The organism is Kosakonia sp. HypNH10 (assembly GCF_029850615.1).
Lineage (GTDB): Bacteria > Pseudomonadota > Gammaproteobacteria > Enterobacterales > Enterobacteriaceae > Kosakonia > Kosakonia cowanii.
In genome coordinates, this window is the sequence record NZ_JAOTIU010000002.1 from 581,878 (window position 1) to 602,646 (window position 20,769).

20 protein-coding genes and 1 other annotated feature are annotated in these 20,769 nt (G+C 54.6%); of the genes, 10 read left to right on the forward strand and 10 right to left on the reverse strand.

Annotated features, from left to right (window positions below; genetic code table 11):
- From N7V53_RS08885 to wzzB, 5 genes are all read left to right on the forward strand, one after another.
- On the forward strand, window positions 1–1,149 hold the full coding sequence (locus N7V53_RS08885) for a glycosyltransferase family 4 protein (RefSeq protein ID WP_279793096.1): 1,149 nt from the start codon (window positions 1–3) through the stop codon (window positions 1,147–1,149).
- A 23-nt stretch (window positions 1,150–1,172) separates the two neighbouring features.
- Entirely contained in the window at window positions 1,173–2,219 is a 1,047-nt protein-coding gene (locus N7V53_RS08890) for a DUF1972 domain-containing protein (RefSeq protein WP_279793097.1), read from the forward strand.
- Window positions 2,220–2,316: 97 nt separating this feature from the next.
- Window positions 2,317–3,723: an NADP-dependent phosphogluconate dehydrogenase gene (gndA, locus tag N7V53_RS08895; protein WP_023479125.1), complete on the forward strand. Its 1,407-nt coding sequence runs from the start codon at window positions 2,317–2,319 to the stop codon at window positions 3,721–3,723.
- A 267-nt stretch (window positions 3,724–3,990) separates the two neighbouring features.
- Window positions 3,991–5,157, forward strand: a complete 1,167-nt coding sequence (ugd, locus tag N7V53_RS08900; RefSeq protein ID WP_023479118.1) for a UDP-glucose 6-dehydrogenase — start codon at window positions 3,991–3,993, stop codon at window positions 5,155–5,157.
- A 216-nt stretch (window positions 5,158–5,373) separates the two neighbouring features.
- On the forward strand, window positions 5,374–6,357 hold the full coding sequence (wzzB, locus tag N7V53_RS08905; protein WP_279793099.1) for an LPS O-antigen chain length determinant protein WzzB: 984 nt from the start codon (window positions 5,374–5,376) through the stop codon (window positions 6,355–6,357).
- A gap of 43 nt (window positions 6,358–6,400) precedes the next feature.
- Here the strand turns inward: wzzB and hisIE are convergent, their stop codons facing one another.
- From hisIE to hisL, 9 genes are all read right to left on the reverse strand, one after another.
- Entirely contained in the window at window positions 6,401–7,012 is a 612-nt protein-coding gene (gene hisIE, locus N7V53_RS08910) for a bifunctional phosphoribosyl-AMP cyclohydrolase/phosphoribosyl-ATP diphosphatase HisIE (RefSeq protein WP_279793101.1), read from the reverse strand.
- The gene (hisF, locus tag N7V53_RS08915; RefSeq protein WP_279793102.1) at window positions 7,006–7,782 is read right to left on the reverse strand and encodes an imidazole glycerol phosphate synthase subunit HisF; all 777 of its coding nucleotides are present in this window, start codon (window positions 7,780–7,782) and stop codon (window positions 7,006–7,008) included. The genes hisIE and hisF overlap by 7 nt, the downstream gene beginning before the upstream one ends.
- Window positions 7,764–8,501: a 1-(5-phosphoribosyl)-5-[(5-phosphoribosylamino)methylideneamino]imidazole-4-carboxamide isomerase gene (gene hisA / locus N7V53_RS08920; RefSeq protein ID WP_279793103.1), complete on the reverse strand. Its 738-nt coding sequence runs from the start codon at window positions 8,499–8,501 to the stop codon at window positions 7,764–7,766. The genes hisF and hisA overlap by 19 nt, the downstream gene beginning before the upstream one ends.
- Window positions 8,501–9,091, reverse strand: a complete 591-nt coding sequence (gene hisH / locus N7V53_RS08925; RefSeq protein WP_023479202.1) for an imidazole glycerol phosphate synthase subunit HisH — start codon at window positions 9,089–9,091, stop codon at window positions 8,501–8,503. The genes hisA and hisH overlap by 1 nt, the downstream gene beginning before the upstream one ends.
- The gene (hisB, locus tag N7V53_RS08930) at window positions 9,091–10,158 is read right to left on the reverse strand and encodes a bifunctional histidinol-phosphatase/imidazoleglycerol-phosphate dehydratase HisB (RefSeq protein WP_279793104.1); all 1,068 of its coding nucleotides are present in this window, start codon (window positions 10,156–10,158) and stop codon (window positions 9,091–9,093) included. Before hisB ends, hisH begins: the two co-directional genes overlap by 1 nt.
- Window positions 10,155–11,216: a histidinol-phosphate transaminase gene (gene hisC / locus N7V53_RS08935; protein WP_279793105.1), complete on the reverse strand. Its 1,062-nt coding sequence runs from the start codon at window positions 11,214–11,216 to the stop codon at window positions 10,155–10,157. Before hisC ends, hisB begins: the two co-directional genes overlap by 4 nt.
- Entirely contained in the window at window positions 11,213–12,517 is a 1,305-nt protein-coding gene (hisD, locus tag N7V53_RS08940) for a histidinol dehydrogenase (RefSeq protein ID WP_279793106.1), read from the reverse strand. The genes hisC and hisD overlap by 4 nt, the downstream gene beginning before the upstream one ends.
- A 51-nt stretch (window positions 12,518–12,568) precedes the next feature.
- Entirely contained in the window at window positions 12,569–13,468 is a 900-nt protein-coding gene (gene hisG / locus N7V53_RS08945; RefSeq protein ID WP_279793107.1) for an ATP phosphoribosyltransferase, read from the reverse strand.
- 35 nt (window positions 13,469–13,503) lie between these two features.
- Window positions 13,504–13,626, reverse strand: a sequence feature (His leader region).
- A complete protein-coding gene (hisL, locus tag N7V53_RS08950; protein ID WP_124971351.1) occupies window positions 13,602–13,652 on the reverse strand; it encodes a his operon leader peptide in 51 nt (16 codons plus the stop codon). (Overlaps the previous feature by 25 nt.)
- Before the next feature lie 175 nt (window positions 13,653–13,827).
- Between hisL and N7V53_RS08955 the strand changes: the two genes are divergently transcribed.
- The 4 genes from N7V53_RS08955 (at window position 13,828) to tsuB (ending at window position 17,826) form a co-directional block, all read left to right on the forward strand.
- Window positions 13,828–14,652, forward strand: coding sequence for an SDR family oxidoreductase (locus N7V53_RS08955; protein ID WP_279793108.1), 825 nt, complete (start codon window positions 13,828–13,830; stop codon window positions 14,650–14,652).
- A gap of 338 nt (window positions 14,653–14,990) precedes the next feature.
- Window positions 14,991–16,352 carry an APC family permease gene (locus tag N7V53_RS08960; RefSeq protein WP_124967893.1) on the forward strand — a complete coding sequence of 454 codons (1,362 nt, stop codon included), beginning with the start codon at window positions 14,991–14,993 and terminating at the stop codon, window positions 16,350–16,352.
- Between the two features lie 174 nt (window positions 16,353–16,526).
- Window positions 16,527–17,582, forward strand: a complete 1,056-nt coding sequence (gene tsuA, locus N7V53_RS08965; protein WP_279793110.1) for a thiosulfate utilization transporter TsuA/YeeE — start codon at window positions 16,527–16,529, stop codon at window positions 17,580–17,582.
- Between the two features lie 16 nt (window positions 17,583–17,598).
- Window positions 17,599–17,826, forward strand: a complete 228-nt coding sequence (tsuB, locus tag N7V53_RS08970) for a thiosulfate utilization sulfurtransferase TsuB/YeeD (RefSeq protein WP_023479141.1) — start codon at window positions 17,599–17,601, stop codon at window positions 17,824–17,826.
- A 34-nt stretch (window positions 17,827–17,860) separates the two neighbouring features.
- Here tsuB and sbcB read toward each other — a convergent pair whose 3' ends face one another.
- Entirely contained in the window at window positions 17,861–19,285 is a 1,425-nt protein-coding gene (sbcB, locus tag N7V53_RS08975) for an exodeoxyribonuclease I (RefSeq protein ID WP_279793111.1), read from the reverse strand.
- 209 nt (window positions 19,286–19,494) lie between these two features.
- On the opposite strand from sbcB, the gene dacD reads away from it, so the two are divergent.
- Window positions 19,495–20,655, forward strand: coding sequence for a serine-type D-Ala-D-Ala carboxypeptidase DacD (gene dacD / locus N7V53_RS08980; RefSeq protein ID WP_034812474.1), 1,161 nt, complete (start codon window positions 19,495–19,497; stop codon window positions 20,653–20,655).
- Window positions 20,656–20,769 lie beyond the last annotated feature (114 nt).

The following is a 20,769-nucleotide window of genomic DNA, read 5'->3' on the forward strand; positions in this document are numbered from 1 at the left end:
ATGAAAAAGATTGCTATATTTCATCCGGTTGATGATAGATATGGAGCAAGTAAGATATTAGCTTATGTTTTATCTTTTTTATCTCAGGAATATCAATGCGATGTTTATATCCCTAAGCTTACACATGAGATAGACTTCACTTTACGTGAACTTTCAGAAAACAACGATAAGGTCAATTTTATCGAATTTCCCTGCGCGCCGCTTGTTCACAGGGGAATGTATTCACTTAAAGGGCTGATTAACTGGGGCAAACAGAATGTCCAGACCTACACCTTTCTGAAAAAGAATCGCAAAAAATACTCCGCTGTTTATATCAACACCGTTGCGCTTTTCAGTATTGCGTTGATTTGTAAATTGTTGAGTATCCGCAATATTGTACACTGTCATGAATACCTCAAGGGCTCGGTTTATGGTGAGGTTATTCGTAAGGTGGTTTTATTTAGCGCTGACAGAATAATTTGTGTTTCGAACAAGGTTGCCAGCTATATTGGTGCAAGCCGAAAAGTTGACGTGGTTCACAATGGTATCCCCGATATTGAGCATCACCATTTACCGATTGTAAGTGACTATATTGACGGTCATATGAATTTCGCCATGGTTGGTCGGGTAATGCCTGAAAAGGGACAATGGTTTCTTTGCGATGCCGTCAAAGCGATCCCGCATGAGCTGTTACGCAACGTAAAAATTCATGTATATGGCGATGCGCCGCCGACGCGTCCGCATCTTTTCGCTGAGTTTCGCGAACTTGTCGTGCAAAACAAACTGAGCGAAGTTTTTGTGCTACACGGTTTCGACTCTCAGGCCTCACAAAAGGCGGCAACGCTGGATGTTTGTGTTATCCCCTCAATGATGGTTGACCCTTTTCCTACCACCGTGATAGAAGGGTTGAGGGCTGCCAAAGTGGTGTTAACCACCGATAATGGTGGTGCATCCGAAATCATTAAAGATAAAGTTAATGGCTTTCTCATTAAACATGGTGATGTCGAAAATTTCACCTATGTACTGAGCTCATTAATTAAGCTTAATCATGAAGAAATAAAAAATATTCAGAGTCAGGCAAGACTCACTTATGAACTAAACTTCACGATTAAAAAATTCCAGGAGCGTTTTGAATCCGTTTTTAAACGTTTCGTTCAAAATAACGACTAAAATACTTAGTGCATTGGTGTTAAATGAAAAGTGTTCATATTATTGGTACTGTCGGTATCCCGGCCTGCTATGGTGGTTTTGAAACTCTGGTTGAATATCTGGCAGCGGAGAAAAATGCTGATATTACAGTGTATTGCTCAGGAAAAACTTACAACCAACAAAGTAGAAGAAGTACTTATAAAAATGCCCGCCTGGTTTACTTACCCTTCAAGGCCAATGGGTTGCATAGCGTTGTTTATGATATCGTTTCTCTTTTCGATTCGGCTTTTAAAAAAGCAGATTCTGTACTTGTTCTGGGTGTTTCAGGTTGCTTAATTCTACCGATTTTCAAAATCTTCTCCAGGGCCAGGATTGTCACTAATATAGATGGGCTGGAATGGAAGCGCGACAAATGGGGTAGAGCTGCGCGCGCGTTCCTGAGATTTTCTGAGAAAATGGCGGTTAAGTTTTCCGATGTTATTATCTCGGATAACCAAGCTATTGCTGATTATGTAAAGACTGAATACAACATTGAGAGTGAAGTTATTGCATACGGCGGAGATCATGCTTTTCCTGAGAATATGCTAATTACTGACAAAGGCTATGCGTTTGCCCTGTGCCGTATCGAACCAGAAAATAATGTTGCGATGATATTACAAGCTTTTTCTGAAGTAGATAAAAAGCTTATCTTTGTAGGCAACTGGAAAAACAGTGCCTTTGGTCAGAGTCTGTTTCGGCAATACTCCTCTTACCCCAATATCACGCTTCTCGATCCTATATACGATCTTAATCAATTAGCTGAACTCAGAGCGGGTTGCTCGTTATATGTTCATGGGCACTCTGCGGGGGGCACCAATCCATCCTTGGTTGAATTGATGCATTTCGGTAAAAAAATATATTGCTTTGATTGCAACTATAACCGTGCCTCGACAGAAAACCGGGCGGACTATTTTTCCGATAAAAATCAAATTATAGAGTTATTGCTGCACGACACATCTGGTCATGAAAACCCAACGATGGCTGAAATAGCTAAACGTAGATATACATGGGATAAAGTTAGAGAACAATATTACAAAATATTACGTGGTTAAATATGAGGCAATTGTGATAATGCCACGACATGCGCTATGCCATATAAATAATCCTCATGTATAATTATCAGCATCAAACACCTGACAGGAGTATGTAATGTCCAAGCAACAGATCGGCGTTGTTGGTATGGCCGTGATGGGGCGCAACCTGGCGCTGAACATCGAAAGCCGTGGCTATACCGTTTCTATCTTCAACCGCTCGCGCGAAAAAACCGAAGAAGTTGTTGCCGAGAACCCAGGCAAAAAGCTGGTTCCTTACTACACCGTACAAGAATTTGTCGAATCTCTGGAAACTCCCCGCCGCATTCTGCTGATGGTGAAAGCCGGCGCGGGTACCGATGCCGCGATTGACTCCCTGAAGCCGTACCTGGATAAAGGCGACATCATCATTGATGGTGGTAATACATTCTTCCACGACACCATTCGCCGTAACCGTGAACTCTCTGCGGAAGGCTTCAACTTTATCGGCACCGGCGTTTCCGGCGGTGAAGAGGGCGCGTTGAAAGGGCCTTCTATCATGCCTGGCGGCCAGAAAGAGGCTTACGAGCTGGTTGCGCCGATCCTGACCAAAATTGCTGCGGTAGCTGAAGATGGCGAACCGTGCGTCACCTATATCGGTCCTGACGGCGCCGGGCACTATGTCAAAATGGTGCACAACGGTATCGAATATGGCGATATGCAGCTTATTGCAGAGGCGTATGCCCTGCTGAAAGGCGGCCTGAACCTCTCCAACGACGAGCTGGCGAAAACCTTCAGCGAGTGGAATGCGGGCGAGCTGAGCAGCTATCTGATCGACATCACCAAAGATATCTTCACTAAGAAAGATGAAGAGGGCACTTACCTGGTTGATGTGATCCTTGATGAAGCGGCTAACAAAGGTACCGGTAAATGGACCAGCCAGAGCTCGCTGGATCTCGGCGAGCCGCTGTCGCTGATCACTGAATCAGTATTCGCTCGTTACATCTCCTCTCTGAAAGAGCAGCGCGTTGCGGCTTCCAAAGTTCTTTCTGGCCCGCAGGCTAAACCGGCCGGTGATAAAGCGGAGTTCATTGAGAAAGTGCGTCGCGCACTCTATCTGGGCAAAATCGTCTCCTACGCGCAGGGCTTCTCTCAGCTGCGTGCCGCCTCCGACGAGCACAACTGGGATCTGAACTACGGCGAAATCGCGAAGATCTTCCGCGCAGGCTGCATCATTCGTGCGCAGTTCCTGCAGAAAATTACCGACGCCTATGCAGAAAACCCGGCTATCGCTAACCTGCTGCTGGCCCCTTACTTCAAGCAGATCGCTGATGATTACCAGCAGGCACTGCGTGATGTTGTCGCCTATGCGGTACAGAACGGTATTCCGGTACCGACTTTCTCCGCAGCCGTCGCTTATTACGACAGCTACCGCTCTGCGGTGCTGCCAGCGAACCTGATTCAGGCGCAGCGTGACTACTTCGGTGCGCATACTTACAAGCGCACTGATAAAGACGGCGTATTCCATACGGAATGGCTGGATTAATCTGATAATCATCCATTAGTTGAATACAAGCCCGGTCATTAAAACCGGGCTTTTTTTTCATCGAAACCGCGATAATTACGGGGATCGGGCATTTATTTTTAGGAATAAAGCCAGGCAAACTCAGGCAGGGCGGGCTTTGTAGCCGCTGTTTGTCTTATTGACACTCTCTCAACGGAAGAGGTAAAAACCCCAACAGTTATTGATATAAAGCGGTGGCGATGGGATCGCCACCTCCGGTTTCATACACTGACAAAAGTTGCTTATCGAATGAAAATAACAATCTCCGGAACAGGTTACGTTGGGTTATCAAACGGGATCCTTATCGCGCAGAACCATGAGGTCGTCGCGCTCGATATTGTGCAGTCCAAAGTGGATATGCTTAATGAGAAAATTTCTCCGATCGTGGATAAAGAGATTGAGGAGTATTTGCAGACTAAGCCGCTCAATTTCCGCGCCACGACGGACAAGCATGACGCCTACCGCAACGCTGATTACGTCATTATCGCCACGCCGACGGATTACGATCCCAAAACTAACTACTTTAATACCAGCAGCGTAGAGTCAGTGATCCGCGATGTTCACGCCATCAATCCCCAGGCGGTGATGATTATCAAATCGACCATTCCGGTGGGCTTTACCCAGTCGATTAAAGAGAAGCTGGGCATTGATAATGTCATTTTCTCGCCAGAGTTCCTGCGCGAAGGCCGAGCGCTGTATGACAACCTGCATCCTTCACGTATCGTGATTGGCGAGCGCTCAGAACGCGCCGAGCGCTTTGCGGCGCTGCTGCAGGAAGGCGCTATCAAAGAAGATATTCCGGTGCTGTTTACCGACTCTACCGAAGCAGAAGCGATCAAACTGTTTGCCAACACCTACCTGGCAATGCGAGTAGCGTATTTTAACGAGTTGGATAGCTATGCTGAGAGCCTCGGGCTGAATAGTCGTCAGATTATCGAAGGTGTATGCCTCGATCCGCGTATTGGCAATCACTACAACAACCCTTCATTTGGTTACGGCGGCTACTGCCTGCCGAAAGATACCAAGCAGTTGCTGGCGAACTATCAGTCGGTGCCGAATAACATTATTTCGGCCATTGTTGACGCTAACCGCACGCGCAAGGACTTTATCGCCGACTCCATTCTCGCGCGCAAACCGAAAGTGGTGGGCATCTACCGTCTGGTGATGAAGAGCGGTTCAGACAATTTCCGCGCCTCGTCAATTCAGGGCATCATGAAGCGCATTAAAGCGAAAGGCGTGCAGGTAATCGTCTATGAGCCGGTGATGCAGGAAGATGAGTTCTTCCACTCGCGCGTGGTGCGCGATCTTGAGGCCTTTAAACAAGAAGCAGATGTTATCGTCTCCAACCGCATGGCACGTGAACTGGCAGACGTAGAAGATAAAGTCTATACCCGTGACTTATTCAACAACGATTAATCGTAAACCGTAAAAACAAACGGCCCTGATGGGCCGTTTTTTGTTCAGTTTGCATTAATGCCTTATTTACGCCAGGAATAATAGTAATAAGTTCGTATGATTGCTTAAAGTGTACTCGCTAACATTTATTTACACGTAATCCTATAGCAAAAAGATAGCGAACCGCTAAACTCGCGTTTTACGACTCTTTTTTCGCTCTTATTATTTAGGGTGGCTATGACTGACGAAAGAAACAAACTGCCTTACCGGCAGAGCAACGAAGCTGAGAATATTGATTTGATTGATATTTTATTGCAAATCTGGCGAGGCAAAATGGTTGTTGCCCTCTTCGTTGTATTGAGCTTAATTATAGCTGGCATTTATTTGGCTTTTGCAAAAGAGAAATGGACTTCAGTTGCTGTCATTAGTGCGCCAGATGCCGGTCAAATCGTAAACTATACCAGCGCCATGAGCATCGTCAGCAATGACAACCGTTTTGATATCACCGGCATTCAGGAGCGTGTTATCGGGCGATTCAACTCGGCGTTTTCTGCCTTGTCGGAAGCACTTGATAATCAGGATGCTCCAGAAAAGTTGACTATCGATACCGCCGTGCAAGGCCAATCACTACCGTTAAAAGTGACCTACCAGGGCGCATCGGCAAAATACGCGCAGCAGAAACTGGCAGAGTATATTGAGCAGATCGATCAGCTCATCGCTAAAGAGCTGGTGAGTGACTTAGATATTAATATTAAAGCCCGTGCCGACAATTTACTTGAGTCATTGACCACGCAAGAGAGGGTGGCGCAGGAGCAAAAAGATTTGCGCATCCGCCAGATTATGCAGGCGCTTGCCGTTGCTAAAGAGTCGAAGGTTGAAGCCCCGCAGATCCAACAGACGGAAAATGTCTCGCAAGACACAATGTTCCTTCTCGGCAGCTCTGCGCTGGAATCGATGATCAAAAACGAATCATCTAGGCCACTGGTTTTCTCTGAGGATTACTACAAAACGCGTAAGAACCTCCTCGATTTGCAGACGATTGAAGTCAAGCCGGACGCCATCCACAGCTATCGTTACGTGATGAAACCTTCTTTACCCATTCATCGCGATAGCCCGCGTATGGCGCTTGTAATGATACTCGCGCTATTACTGGGCACAATGATTGGCTCCGGCGTGGTTCTAATGAGAAATGCTGTCCGGTCTTATCAACCGAAAGCGTAAAAAAGAAAAACCGGGCAGTGCCCGGTTTTTTTATGCCCGCAATCTACTGGTGCCGTGCCCGCAGGTTCTCAATCACGGTGGTCAAATCGAGATTTTGATCCTGCAACAGCACCAGCAGGTGATACATCAAATCCGATGCCTCATTAGTCAGCTCTTCGCGGTCGTTCACCGTTGCCGCCAGCGCCGTCTCTACGCCTTCTTCGCCAACCTTCTGCGCAATACGCTTCGTGCCGCTGGCATAAAGTTTGGCGGTATAGGAACTTGCCGGATCGGCGCTCTTACGCTCGGCCAGCAGCGTTTCCAGCTGATAGAGGAACAGCCACTGGTGGCTGGTGTCGCCAAAGCAGCTTGAAGTGCCTTTATGGCAGGTGGGGCCAATCGGATTAACCAGCACCAGCAGCGTATCGTTGTCGCAATCAGGAGCAATCTTCACCACATTGAGGAAGTGTCCGGAGGTTTCGCCTTTGGTCCACAGGCGGCCTTTGGTGCGGGAGAAGAAGGTCACTTTGCCGCTCTCCAGCGTTTTCGCCAGTGCCTCTTTGTTCATATAGCCCAGCATCAGCACTTCGCCGGAGACTGCATGTTGCACCACGGCGGGCAGCAGTCCGTCGGTTTTTTCCCAGTCCAGTTGGGAGAGTTGTTGCTCTGTTAACATACCCTGATCTCCACGCCCTGGCCTGCCAGGTACGCTTTTAATTCACCAATATTGATAATCTGTTTGTGGAACACCGAGGCCGCCAGCGCGCCATCGACATCCGCATCGCGGAAGGCTTCAAGGAAGTGTTCCATCGTGCCGGCACCGCCGGATGCGATCAGCGGCACGTTACACACCTCGCGCACTTTTTTCAGTTGCTCCAGGTCGTAACCATTACGCACGCCATCCTGGTTCATCATATTCAGCACAATTTCACCGGCACCGCGCTTCTGCACTTCCTGTACCCAGTCGAGGGTTTCCCACTGCGTCACACGCGTGCGGCTCTCATCGCCGGTATATTGATTCACGTGATACTTGCCGGTTTCGGCATCAAACCAGGTATCAATCCCGACCACAATGCACTGCACGCCAAAGCGATCGGCCAGCCGGGTAATCAGTTCAGGATCCGCCAGCGCCGGCGAGTTAATCGAGATTTTGTCCGCGCCGAAGGAGAGGATCTGTGCCGCATCCTCAATCGACTTGATGCCGCCTGCCACGCAGAAGGGGATATCAATCACCTCCGCCACGCGCGTCACCCAGCTCTTATCCACCACGCGGCCATCGCTGGAGGCGGTGATATCGTAAAACACCAGCTCATCTGCGCCCTCCTCGGCGTAGCGTTTTGCCAGCGGCACAATGTCGCCGATGATTTCGTGGTTGCGAAACTGCACGCCTTTCACCACCTGGCCATCACGCACATCGAGACAAGGAATTATCCGTTTTGCCAGCATTGAATGGCCTCCTTCACCGTAAATTTACCTTCCAGCAGCGCGCGGCCAACAATCACGCCGCCTACGCCTGTTCCGCGCAGCGCGGCGACATCGTTAATGTCGCCAATGCCGCCGGAGGATTGAAACGCCACCTGCGGCCAGCGGGCACAGATCTCTTGATACAGCGACACATTCGAGCCTGCCAGCGTGCCGTCGCGGGAGATATCCGTGCACAGCACATGGCGCAGGCCGACGGCAAGATAGGTCTCGACCAGCGCTTCCAGCGTCACGCCGGAGTTCTCCTGCCAGCCGCTGATGGCAACCTGTTTTGTGCCTTGCTCATCAATGCGCACATCCAGCGCCAGCACCAGCTTGTCGGCGCCGAAACGGCTAAACCAGCCTTTGACCGTCTCGGGCGATTTCACCGCCGTCGAGCCAATTACCACCCGCGCCACGCCCGCGTCGAGCAGAGCGGCAACATCCTCTTCGCTGCGCACGCCGCCGCCAACCTGCACCGGCACAGTAACGCCCGCCACCAGCGTTTTCAGTAACGGGATCTGGCGACGCGCCGGATCTTTCGCACCGGTCAAATCGACGAGGTGTAACAGCTGCGCGCCCTGAGCGGCGTACTCCTGCAAGCGAGGCAGCGGATCGCTGCCATAGTCGCGCTGCTGGGCGTAATCGCCCTGATGCAGGCGCACCACGCTACCATCAATCAAATCTAAAGCGGGAATGATCATCACATCTCCAGGAAGTTTTTCAGCAGCTGCGCACCCGCGCGCCCGGAGCGCTCCGGGTGAAACTGCACGCCGTAGAAGTTGTCGCTCTGAACGGCGGCGGTAAACGGCTCGCCATAATCACAACGGGCGATGGTGCTGGCATTCACCGGCATTGCGTAGCTGTGAACAAAGTAGAAGTACGCGCCATCCTCAATGCCCTGGAAGAGGCGATGGCCCGCTTTCGGGTAGACCTGGTTCCAGCCCATATGCGGCAGCGGCAGCCCGACATCGTTCATTTTCGGCACCGCTTCATCAATAATGCCCAGCAGGTCGACGCCGCCATTCTCTTCGCTGAAACGCCCGAGCAGTTGCATACCGAGGCAGATGCCCAGCACCGGCTGCGTGCAGGCTTTGACCAGCTCAATCAGCTCGCGCTCGCGCAGCTGATCCATTGCCGCCTGCGCAGTACCGACGCCCGGCAGAAAGAGTTTGTCGGCGCGCAGCACCACGTCGGGATCGCGGCTGACCAGCGGCTCATAGCCGTGGCGCATAATGGCGGACTGCACCGAGTGCAGGTTGGCGCAGCCGGTATCGAGGATCACCACATTCATCACAGCACTCCTTTTGAAGAGGGAAGGGTTTCGCCCTCAACGCGGATCGCCTGGCGCAGCGTACGGCCAAAGGCTTTAAACAGGCTCTCGACGCGGTGGTGATCGTTTTTGCCTTTGGTCTTCAGGTGCAGGGTCAGCGCCATGGTGTAGGAGAGCGAGCGGAAGAAGTGCTCCACCATTTCGGTGCTCAGATCGCCGACGCGCTGATAGGTGAACTCCGCTTTATATTCCAGATGCGGGCGACCGGAGATATCCATCGCGCAGCGGGCCAGGCACTCATCCATCGGCAGCACAAAGCCGAAACGGTTAATGCCGCGCTTATCGCCGAGTGCCAGCTTCAGCGCTTCGCCCAGCGCCAGGCCGGTATCTTCAACGGTGTGGTGATCGTCGATATAGAGATCGCCTTTCACCGCAATCTCCATGCGAAAACCGCCATGGGTGGCGATCTGATCGAGCATATGGTCGAAGAAGCCGACGCCGGTATTGATCTTGCTACCGCCTTCGCGGTCAAGCCACACCTTGACCTCAATCTGCGTCTCTTTGGTGTTACGCACAACGTGCGCATAGCGGTCGCGGCGGGTCAGCTGCTCGCCAATCATCGCCCAGTTCAGGGTTTCACGGTTATAACGCAGGCCGCCAATCGCCATGTTGCCCGCCAGCTCAATGTCGGTGGCGCGATCGCCAATCACGTAGCTGTTGGCGCGATCCAGCGCGCCTTCTTCCAGCCAGCGCTCGACCAGTTTCACTTTCGGTTTGCGGCAGTCGCAGTTATCGGACGGCAGGTGCGGGCAGATCAGCACCTCTTCGAACTCTACGCCCTGGGACTGGAAAATCTGCATCATCAGGTTGTGCGGGCCGTCAAAATCCGCCTGCGGCAAGCTGCTGGTGCCAAGACCATCCTGATTGGTGATCATCACCAGTTTATAGCCCGCCGCCTGCAGCTTGAGCAGCACCGGGATCGCCTGCGGCTCGAAGGCCAGCTTGTCAAATCGGTCCACCTGAAAATCGGTGGGCGGCTCGGAAATCAGTGTTCCGTCACGATCAATAAACAGGTACTTCTGGCTCATACTTGCTCCGCACGTAAAGCGTCAATGACGCGCTGGCTCTCTTCACGGGTACCAATAGTGATACGCAGACAGCCGCTTAAAGAGGGTTGCTTGTTCTGGTCTCTCAGGATAATGCCCTGATCCCACAGCGATTTAAACACCGCGCTCGAGGCGGTCATGCGCACAAGAATATAGTTGGTTTCGGAGTCGAACACCTGCTCAACGCAGGGAGTATCACGCAATGCATTCACTAAGAACGCCCGTTCGGCGACGATCTGTGCCACGCGCTCACGCATTGCCGCAATGCCCTGCGGGCTGAGCGCCTGCGCAGCAATATCGGCCACCGGCGTGGAGAGCGGGTAGGGGGCAATCACTTTCATCAGCAGGGCGATCACCTCTTCATTGGCTAAAGTAAAGCCGCAGCGCAGCCCCGCCAGCGCAAAGGCTTTGGATAGGGTGCGCAAAATAACCAGGTGTGGATACTCGCTCAGCCAGCCGGCGAGGGTCGCCTGCGGGCAGAACTCAATATAGGCTTCATCGGCGATGACCAGCGCTTTACCGCGGGTCATCTCCAGTAGGCTGCGCAGATCCTGCGGGTTGATTATCTGCCCGGTTGGGTTGTTGGGGCTGCACACATAGACCAGTTTCACGCCATCCAGTTTATCGGCGATGCCCTGCAGATCCAGCTGCCAGTTTTCGCGGGCCAGCACGGTGCGGTACTCGACGCCAAAGGTTTCAGCACTGACGCTGTACATGCCGTAGGTCGGCGGGCAGAAGAGCACCGCATCCTGGCCCGGCTCGCAGAAGGCGCGGATCAGCAACTCAATCCCCTCATCAGCGCCGCGGCTCACCAGCACCTGCTCCGGTTTCACGCCTGCGTACTGGGCGTAGTTATCGATCACCGCTTTCGGCTGGCACTCCGGGTAGCGGTTGAGCGCGTTTTGCGTCAAATCAAACGGGACTGCGGTCGGGAATTCGTTGGCGTTCAGCCAGACATCACCTTTGCCGCCAAGGCGGCGCGCAGACTGGTAAGGGGTCAGTTCGCGGACATTTTTACGCGCCAGCTCTTCAATGCTCATGCTTGCTCCTTCAGCGCCTTGACGCGCAGGGTAACGGCGTTTTTGTGCGCGGCCAGGCGTTCAGCCGCCGCCAGCGTTTCGATGGTGCTGGCAAGCTGCGCAAACCCTTCGCGCGAAAGCTCCTGCACCGTCATGCGTTTCTGGAAATCTGCCAGCCCGAGGCTGGAGCAGGTTGCGGTGTAGCCATAGGTCGGCAGCACGTGGTTAGTGCCGGAAGCGTAATCGCCCGCCGACTCCGGCGACCAGTCACCAAGGAACACCGAACCGGCGTTGGTAATGCTCTCCACCAGCGACCGCGCGTCGCGGGTCTGAATAATCAGGTGCTCCGGGCCGTACTGGTTTGAGATCTGCACGCACTGCGCCAGATCGCGCGCCACAATCAGCCGGCTGGCGGCAAGCGCCTGACGGGCCGTCTCCGCGCGCGGCAGGTCGGAGAGCTGGCGTTCAACGGCCTGCGCCACGCGTGATGCCATCTCGCTATCGGGGGTCAGCAGGATCACCTGTGAATCGGGGCCGTGCTCCGCCTGCGACAGCAGATCGGAGGCGACGAAATCCGGTGTCGCGCCACTGTCGGCAATCACCAGCACTTCGGAGGGACCGGCCGGCATATCGATTGCCGCGCCATCAAGGCGCTGGCTCACCTGGCGTTTAGCTTCGGTGACGAAGGCGTTGCCTGGGCCGAAAATCTTATCCACTTTCGGCACTGATTCGGTGCCGAGGGCGAGAGCGGCAATCGCCTGCGCGCCGCCGACCTGGTAAACCGCCTGCACACCACACAGCTGCGCGGCGTAGAGGATTTCATCGGCGATGGGCGGCGGTGAGCAGAGCACCACTTTGCGGCAGCCTGCGATGCGCGCCGGAGTTGCCAGCATTAATACCGTCGAGAAGAGCGGCGCGGAGCCGCCGGGAATATAGAGACCCACCGAGTCAATCGGGCGGGTTACCTGCTGGCAACGCACGCCAGGCAGCGTTTCCACATCCACGGTTGGCAGAATTTGCGCGGTGTGGAAGGTGTCGATGTTCTTTACCGCCACCGCCATCGCCTGTTTGATCTCGTCGCCCAGGCGGGCGCTGGCTTCTTCAATCTGTTGCGTGGTCACTTTCAGCGCGTCGACCTGGGTTTTGTCGAACTTCGCGCTGAAGGCGCGCAGGGCGTCATCGCCGCGCGCGCGAACTTCTTCAATAATCTCTGCGACCGTACGGGTAATGCTTTCGGAGGCGGAGATCGCCGGGCGCAGCAAGAGGGCGCGCTGCTCCTCTTCACTACAGCTGTTCCAGTCGATGATGGTGTTAAAGCTCATACTCTTTTCCTTATCTGGCAAACGTGACCGCAGGCCGCACACAGCGAGGCCTTACTCCATCATCTTCTCAATCGGCAGCACCAGGATGGAGCTGGCGCCCAGCGCTTTCAGCTTCTCCATGGTCTCCCAGAAGAGCGTTTCGCTGCTGACCATGTGCATCGCCACACGCTGCTGATCGCCCGCCAGCGGCAGAATGGTCGGGCGCTCAGCGCCCGGCAGCAGGGCGATAACTTCGTCCAGACGCTCGCTCGGCGCGTGCATCATGATGTATTTCGACTCGCGCGCCTGAATCACGCCCTGAATACGGGTCAGCAGTTTGTCGATCAGCTGCTGTTTGGCCTCCGGCATTTCGCCGTCGCGCTGGATCAGGCAGGCTTTCGAGCGGTAGATCACTTCGACTTCGCGCAGGCCGTTCGCTTCCAGCGTTGCGCCGGTGGAGACGAGATCGCAAATCGCATCTGCCAGACCGGCGCGCGGGGCGACTTCGACCGAGCCATTCAGCAGACAGGATTTAAAGGAGACGCCTTTCTGATCGAGGTAGCGTTTCAGCAGGTGAGGGTAGGAGGTGGCGATGCGCTTGCCGTTGAGGGACAGCGGGCCGTTCCAGGCTTCATCCACCGCGGTTGCCAGCGACAGGCGGCAGCCGCCGAAATCGAGGCGGCGCAGGGTGAAGTAGCGCGGATCTTCGCCCTGCGCGCGGCGGGTCAGTAGCTCTTCTTCTAAAACGTTCTCGCCAATAATGCCGAGGTCGACCACGCCATCCATCACCAGACCCGGAATATCGTCATCGCGCACACGCAGAATATCGATCGGCATATTTTCCGCGAGGGCGATTAAGCGCTGGGTGTGCAGGTTGATCTTGATACCGCAGCGGGCCAGCAGTTCGCGTGAATCGTCACTAAGACGGCCGGATTTCTGAATAGCTATGCGTAAACGCGAGTTATCTAACATTCTGTTGTCCTCTGTAATCCTGCTAAAAATTGTCCAAAAAAAAGCCCCCGGAAGATGATCTTCCGGGGGCTCTCTTTGCGTTCATGCACCACTGGAAGATCTGACTCTCTTCCAGCACACATCGCCTGAAAGACTAGTCAGGGTGATGGTGATGATGGTGGTGTTTAGATGGAACGCGGTTCATAAAATTCTCGATGAATGCTTATTCATATGTTGGCAATTACCGTAAACCAGTTTGGTCGTTGAAGGCAAGGGCTTTTTTTTATGATTAAATCATTTCATATTCGTTCTATGAATTGTCACTGACAGAGCGCTGGCGTAGCCTAATGGTATTAACAGGCTGTTCGCAGGGGAGAGGCATGAAAAAAGTCGCAATTGTCGGGTTAGGTTGGTTGGGGATGCCGCTGGCGCTCTCATTAATGGCGCGAGGCTGGCACGTGACCGGCAGTAAGACCACGGAAGATGGCGTCGAGGCGGCGCGCATGTGCGGTATTGAAAGCTATCTTCTCAAGCTCGAACCTGAACTGGTCTGTGACCCGGACGATCTCGATGCGCTAATGAATGTTGACGCGCTGGTGATCACGCTACCCGCCCGGCGTAGCGGCCCCGGCGAGGAGTTCTATCTGCAGGCGATGCAGGAGATTGTCGACAGCGCGCTGGCGCACCGCATTCCGCGCATTATCTTTACCAGTTCGACCTCAGTGTACGGTGACGCCCCCGGCACGGTTAAAGAGACCACGCTGCGCCAGCCGGTGACCGCCAGCGGGCGCGTGCTTAAGGAGCTTGAGGACTGGCTGCACAATTTACCGGGCACTCAGGTCGACATCCTGCGTCTGGCAGGATTAGTGGGGCCAGCCCGCCATCCGGGGCGCTTCTTCGCCGGTAAAACCGCGCCGGACGGCCAACTTGGCGTTAATCTGGTGCATCTCGAAGATGTGATTGCAGCCATCACGCTGCTGCTGCAGGCGCCGAAAGGGGGGCACATCTATAATATCTGTGCGCCCGCGCATCCGACGCGCGAAACGTTTTATCCGGCTATGGCACGTAAACTGGGACTGGAAGCGCCAACCTTTACCGATTCGCTGGCGGAAAAGCGCGGCAAAGTGGTGGATGGCAGCCGCATCTGTTATGAGCTAGGCTTTGAATATCTCTATCCCGATCCTATGCAGATGCCTCTGGAGTAGGATTTTTTAGCAAAAAATGCGATTAGCAGGATTAATGATCGAGCTGCCGCTTAAAAATCAAACGGTTAGACATCATTAATTTCTGCGGCGGCCTGCATTGTATTGTCATTGTGCTTCAACATGGTGCAGAATATGCCGCTGCAAAAAATGAGAAGATTAACCGACGTTCAACGCGTCGGTTATTTTTTTGCAAGCAAAACGTCATTCAATAAAAGAGGCCGGGCTTCGTACCGGATAGATACACATTTAAAAACCGACAGTCGTTGTCGCTGAGGAAAAAACACAAATGGGGCAATATTTTGCTTTTGCGACGGCCACCGCCGTTATGGGGGTTAGCCATGTCGCATAACGTTACTCCAAAAACCTCTCGCGTGGAATTGCGTAAGACCCTTACGCTGATTCCGGTTGTAATGATGGGCCTTGCCTATATGCAGCCGATGACGCTGTTCGATACGTTTGGTATCGTCTCCGGCCTGACCGATGGTCATGTGGCAACCGCCTACGCGTTTGCCCTGGTCGCGATTCTCTTTACTGCCCTGAGCTACGGTAAACTGGTGCGCCGCTTCCCGTCGGCAGGCTCCGCTTATACCTATGCGCAGAAATCCATCTCCCCGGCCGTGGGCTTTATGGTGGGCTGGTCATCGCTGCTGGACTACCTGTTCATGCCGATGATCAACATCCTGCTGGCGAAAATTTACTTTGAAGCTCTGGTGCCTTCTGTTCCGTCGTGGCTGTTCGTGGTGGCGCTGGTGGCCTTTATGACCATCTCCAACCTGCGCAGCATCAAGACCGTGGCGAACTTCAACACCCTGATCGTGATCCTGCAGATGGGCATCGTTGCCGTCATCGTCGGGCTTATCATCTACGGTGTGTCGCACGGCGAAGGCGCAGGCACGCTGACCAGCACCCGTCCGTTCTGGTCCGAAGGGGCGCATGTGGTGCCGATGATCACCGGTGCGACGATCCTCTGCTTCTCGTTCCTCGGCTTCGACGGCATCTCTTCTCTTTCTGAAGAGACTAAAGACGCCGAGCGCGTAATTCCGCGCGCGATCTTCCTCACCGCACTGCTGGGCGGCGTGGTCTTTATCGTGGCCTCTTACTTCCTGCAGCTCTACTTCCCGGATATCTCGCGCTTTAAAGATCCGGACGCGTCGCAGCCGGAAATCATGCTCTACGTTGCGGGTAAAACCTTCCAGTGGGGCGTGCTGATTTTCTCAAGCGTTACCGTACTGGCATCCGGTATGGCGGCACACGCGGGCGTTTCCCGTCTGATGTACGTAATGGGCCGCGACGGCGTCTTCCCGACCCGCTTCTTCGGCTATGTGCATCCGAAATGGCGCACTCCGGCATGGAACGTGCTGCTGGTTGGCGCGATTGCGCTGCTGGCGATTAACTTCGATCTGGTCACCGCCACGGCGCTGATCAACTTCGGTGCGCTGGTGGCCTTCACCTTCGTTAACCTGTCGGTGATCTCCCAGTTCTGGATCCGCGAGAAGCGTAACAAAACGCTGAAAGACCACTTCAACTACCTGGTGCTGCCGGTCTGCGGCGCGCTGACGGTCGGTGCGCTGTGGGTTAACCTCGAAGAGAGCTCGATGGTGCTGGGTCTTATCTGGGGCGCGATTGGTCTGGTTTACCTGGCCTGCGTGACCCGCAGCTTCCGTAACCCGGTGCCGCAGTACGAAGATATCACCCAGTAATATCTGCTCAGACAGATAAGAGAACCGGAGGCCACGCCTCCGGTTTTTTTTGCCTTCACTCTTCCACCCGCCGCTAATAACAAAACACCCTATGCTAGACCATTTTGTTATTGGTTCCCGCCCGGCTGCTTGTGAATAATTTGCGATCTTGTTTTTCCGGACGCTATTACCGTTATGTTCTCAATGATTGTAAGTGGATTGATCTGCGGCGCGCTGCTCGGCTTTGTGATGCAGCGGGGCCGTTTCTGCCTCACCGGCGGCTTTCGCGATATGTACATCGCGAAAAATAACCGCATGTTTTATGCCCTGCTGATCGCGATTGCGATCCAGAGCGTGGGGGTTTTCGCCCTGATTCAGGCGGGCGTGGTGCAGTATGACGCCGGCGCTTTCCCGTGGCTTGGCACCGTGGTGGGTGGCTATATTTTTGGGCTTGGCATCGTCTACGCAGGCGGTTGTGCGACCGGAACCTGGTATCGCGCCGGGGAAGGGCTGATCGGCAGCTGGATTGCGCTCTTTACCTATATGGTGATGAGCGCGGTGATGCGCTCGCCGAACGCCGCGGGCCTCAACCAGCTGTTGAAAACCTACAGCACCGAGCACAACTCAATAGCCGAGACCTTTGGCTTCTCCGTCTGGCCGCTGGTTGTGCTGCTGGTGGCGGTGACCCTGTGGGTGGTAGCTAAAGAGCTGCGCAAACCGAAGCTGAAAGTGGCCTCTTTGCCGCCGCGCAGAACCGGCCTTGCGCACATTCTGTTTGAGAAGCGCTGGCATCCGTTTGTCTCTGCCGTACTGATCGGCCTGATTGCGCTGCTGGCGTGGCCGCTGAGCGAAGCCACCGGGCGTATGTTTGGTCTTGGCATCACCTCGCCGACTGCCAACATTCTGCAATTTTTGGTGGCAGGCCAGAGCAAGGTGCTGAACTGGGGCGTCTTCCTGGTGCTGGGTATCTTTCTGGGATCGCTGATTGCCGCGAAAGCCAGCCGCGAGTTCCGCGTGCGCGCCGCGGATGCGCAAACCACGCTGCGCAGCGGCTTTGGTGGGTTGTTGATGGGCGTCGGTGCCAGTATGGCGGGCGGGTGCTCTATCGGTAACGGTCTGGTGATGACGGCGATGATGACCTGGCAGGGGTGGATCGGTCTGGTATTTATGATCCTTGGCGTATGGACCGCGTCATGGTTTTTATATGTTCGTCCGCAGCGCAAAGCGAAGCTTGCCGCGGCTGTGGCCTAAATAAACAGGAGCTGTTATGGCAGTTAAAAAACTCGATGTGGTAACGCAGGTATGCCCGTTCCCACTGATTGAAGCAAAAGCGGCGCTGGCAGAGATGCACAGCGGCGATGAACTGGTGATTGAGTTCGACTGCACCCAGGCGACGGAAGCGATTCCTCAGTGGGCGGCAGAAGAGGGGCACACCATTACGGATTACCAGCAGGTAGGTGATGCTGCCTGGAGCATCACCGTCCAGAAGGCGTAAGCCGCAGGCCCTCCCGCGCACGGGAGGGCGACTTTCAGACAATCTCTTCGGCGTACTGCCACAGCGCTTTCAACAGCGCCTGTTTCTCACTGTCCCCATCATACTGCTGGAACAGCGCCTGCAACTCTTCGGCATAGCGTTGCAAAAACTCCGGGGTAAAGATCTCGCGCCGGTGTGCCAGCCAGCGCTGCTGCTCCTCTTCATCGAGCGTGCCGGGGAAGTTACGCGCCCGGTAGTTAAACAGCAGTTTCTCAATGCGCGCATCGGCAAAGGTGATATCCAGCGCCGGTAAGTTGCGCGGCTCGGTCTCGAGCAGGATTTTCATTGCCGCGCGGTCTGCATCGCTGAAAAAGCCGTTGTAGATCTGCGCGTCGACATTCTCCGACGGCACAAATGGCTCCGCTTCGGCGAAGATCGCCAGCACTTTTTCGCGCACCTGCGGGTGGTCGCGCAGGATCTGTAAATTATCGAGACAGCGCTGGCGATCGATACCGAGCCGCTCGGCATCCTCTGGTCGCAGCGTGTTGGCCTGCGCCAGCACCGGGCACTTGTTGAGATGCACCAGCTTGACCGGCACCGCCGCGGCATCGCCCAGCTCGCTCTTCGGCGTATAGAGGCGCTCACGCAATGCATCGGCGTCCAGCTCCACCAGCGGCGACATATCGCCCGCCAGATCGACCATAATCACCGCGTTGCGGTTTTCCGGGTGCCACGCCAGCGGCGCAACCCAGCTGGTGTTGCCGCGCGCCGCGCCAAACATGCCAGAGACATGCACCAGCGGTTTCATCTGCGGCACATCAATCAAGGTCGCCAGCTTCTGCTTGCTGCGATGGCTATAGAGATAGGCAAACAGCTTCGGCTGCTTCGCTTTCACCAGCTGCGCCATGGCGATGGTGGCATAGACATCCGCCATCGCGTCGTGGGCGTTGCTGTGCTCAATGCCGTTCGCTTTGGTCAGGTGTTCAAGGCGGAAGCTCGGCAGACCTTCCTCATTTTCCGGCCAGTTGATCCCTTCCGGGCGCAAAGCGTAGCAGGCGCGCATCACATCCAGCAGATCCCAGCGGGAGTTGTGATTTTGCCAGCTCCAGGCGTAGGGATCGTAGAAGTTGCGGTAAAAAATATTGCGCGTCACTTCATCATCAAAACGGACGTTGTTGTAACCCACCACGCAGGTATTTGGCACGGTGAAGAGGTCGTGAATGCGTTTAGCAAACGCCGCTTCGTTGTCACCTTTAGCGCGCGCCACCTGCGGGGTAATGCCGGTGATCAGCACCGCTTCAGGCTGTGGGAGATAGTCATCGGCGGGTTTGCAGTAGAAGACTTCCGGCTCGCCGATGGTCGTGAAATCGGCATCGGTGCGCAGCGCGGCGAACTGCGCCGGGCGATCCAGCGCGGGGCTGGTTCCGAAGGTCTCGTAATCATGAAAAAGAAATGTCGGGGTTGCCGGGGAATCAGACACCAGAAGCTCATCCTGTCAGAAAGTATGCCGACTATGGTAAACCATCGTCGCCCGTGTGCCGAAGAAAAACCGTGCCAGCTTACGGCGCAACTCGCAAAAACAGGGGCTTAAAAATGATTTATGTCACATTTCTTTGCAATTTTGCCAGGTAACGACACACGAAGTTCCGTACAAAGGACGCCCCTTTCCGATGTATTGAGGATATTTCATTGAAACGCCGTTTGTTTGCTGCTTCATTGTTGGCGGTGAGCGTCCATTGCGCTCAGGCCGACGACCTCCCATTTGCCCCTCAGCCCCCGGCGGTGCAGGCCGGATCATGGGTATTGATGGACTACACGACCGGGCAAATCTTAACTGCGGGGCAAGAGCATCAGCAGCGTAATCCGGCGAGTCTCACCAAATTGATGACCGGCTATGTCGTCGATCGCGCCATTGATAGCCATCGCATCAGTGCGGACGACGTGGTTACAGTTGGCAAAGATGCCTGGGCGCAGGGCAACCCGGTGTTTGCCGGCTCGTCACTGATGTTCCTTAAGCCTGGCGATCGCCTGACGGTGCGTGACCTGAGCCGTGGGCTGATTGTCGATTCCGGGAATGATGCCTGCGTGGCGCTGGCGGATCACGTCGCCGGCGGGCAGCCGCAGTTCGTGGCGATGATGAACGACTATGTGCAGAAGCTGAACCTGCGTGATACCCATTTTGAAACAGTACATGGCCTGGATGCGCCGGGACAGCACAGCTCGGCCTACGATCTGGCGGTGTTATCGCGCGCTATTATTCACGGCGAGCCGGACTTCTATCATATGTACAGCGAAAAGAGCCTGACGTGGAACGGCATCACCCAGCAGAACCGCAACGGGTTGCTGTGGGATAAAAGCCTGAATGTCGATGGGCTGAAGACCGGCCACACTTCCGGCGCGGGCTTTAACCTGATTGCCTCAAGCGTTGATGGTCAACGCCGTTTGATCGCGGTGATCATGGGCGCAGACAGCCCGAAAGGGCGCGAAGAGCAGGCGCGCAAGTTGTTGCACTGGGGCCAGCAGAACTTCGATACGGTAGAGATCCTGCGTAACGGCAAAAAAGTGGGCAGCGAGCGCGTCTGGTACGGCGATAAAGAGCAGATTGCTGTCGGCACCAATGAGGATCGCTGGCTGGTGCTGCCGAAAGCGGAGTTGCAAAACATCAAAGCCAAATATGTGCTGGACAGCAAAGAGCTGGAAGCGCCGCTTGCCGCCCATCAGCGTGTGGGTGAGATCCAGCTTTATGACCGCGATAAGGTGATTGCCAAAATGCCGCTGGTGACGCTGGAGAGCGTCGGCAAAGGCGGGCTCTTCTCCCGACTGAGCGACTATCTGCACCATAAAGGGTGACCATCGTGCGGGCAGAGTGGCAGGCTTGCGAGTCTGCTCGCATAATTGACGCGTGCGGCAAGCCTGATGGTCGCCGGGTAGATATACTGTACAGACAAACAGTAACGCGCAGGA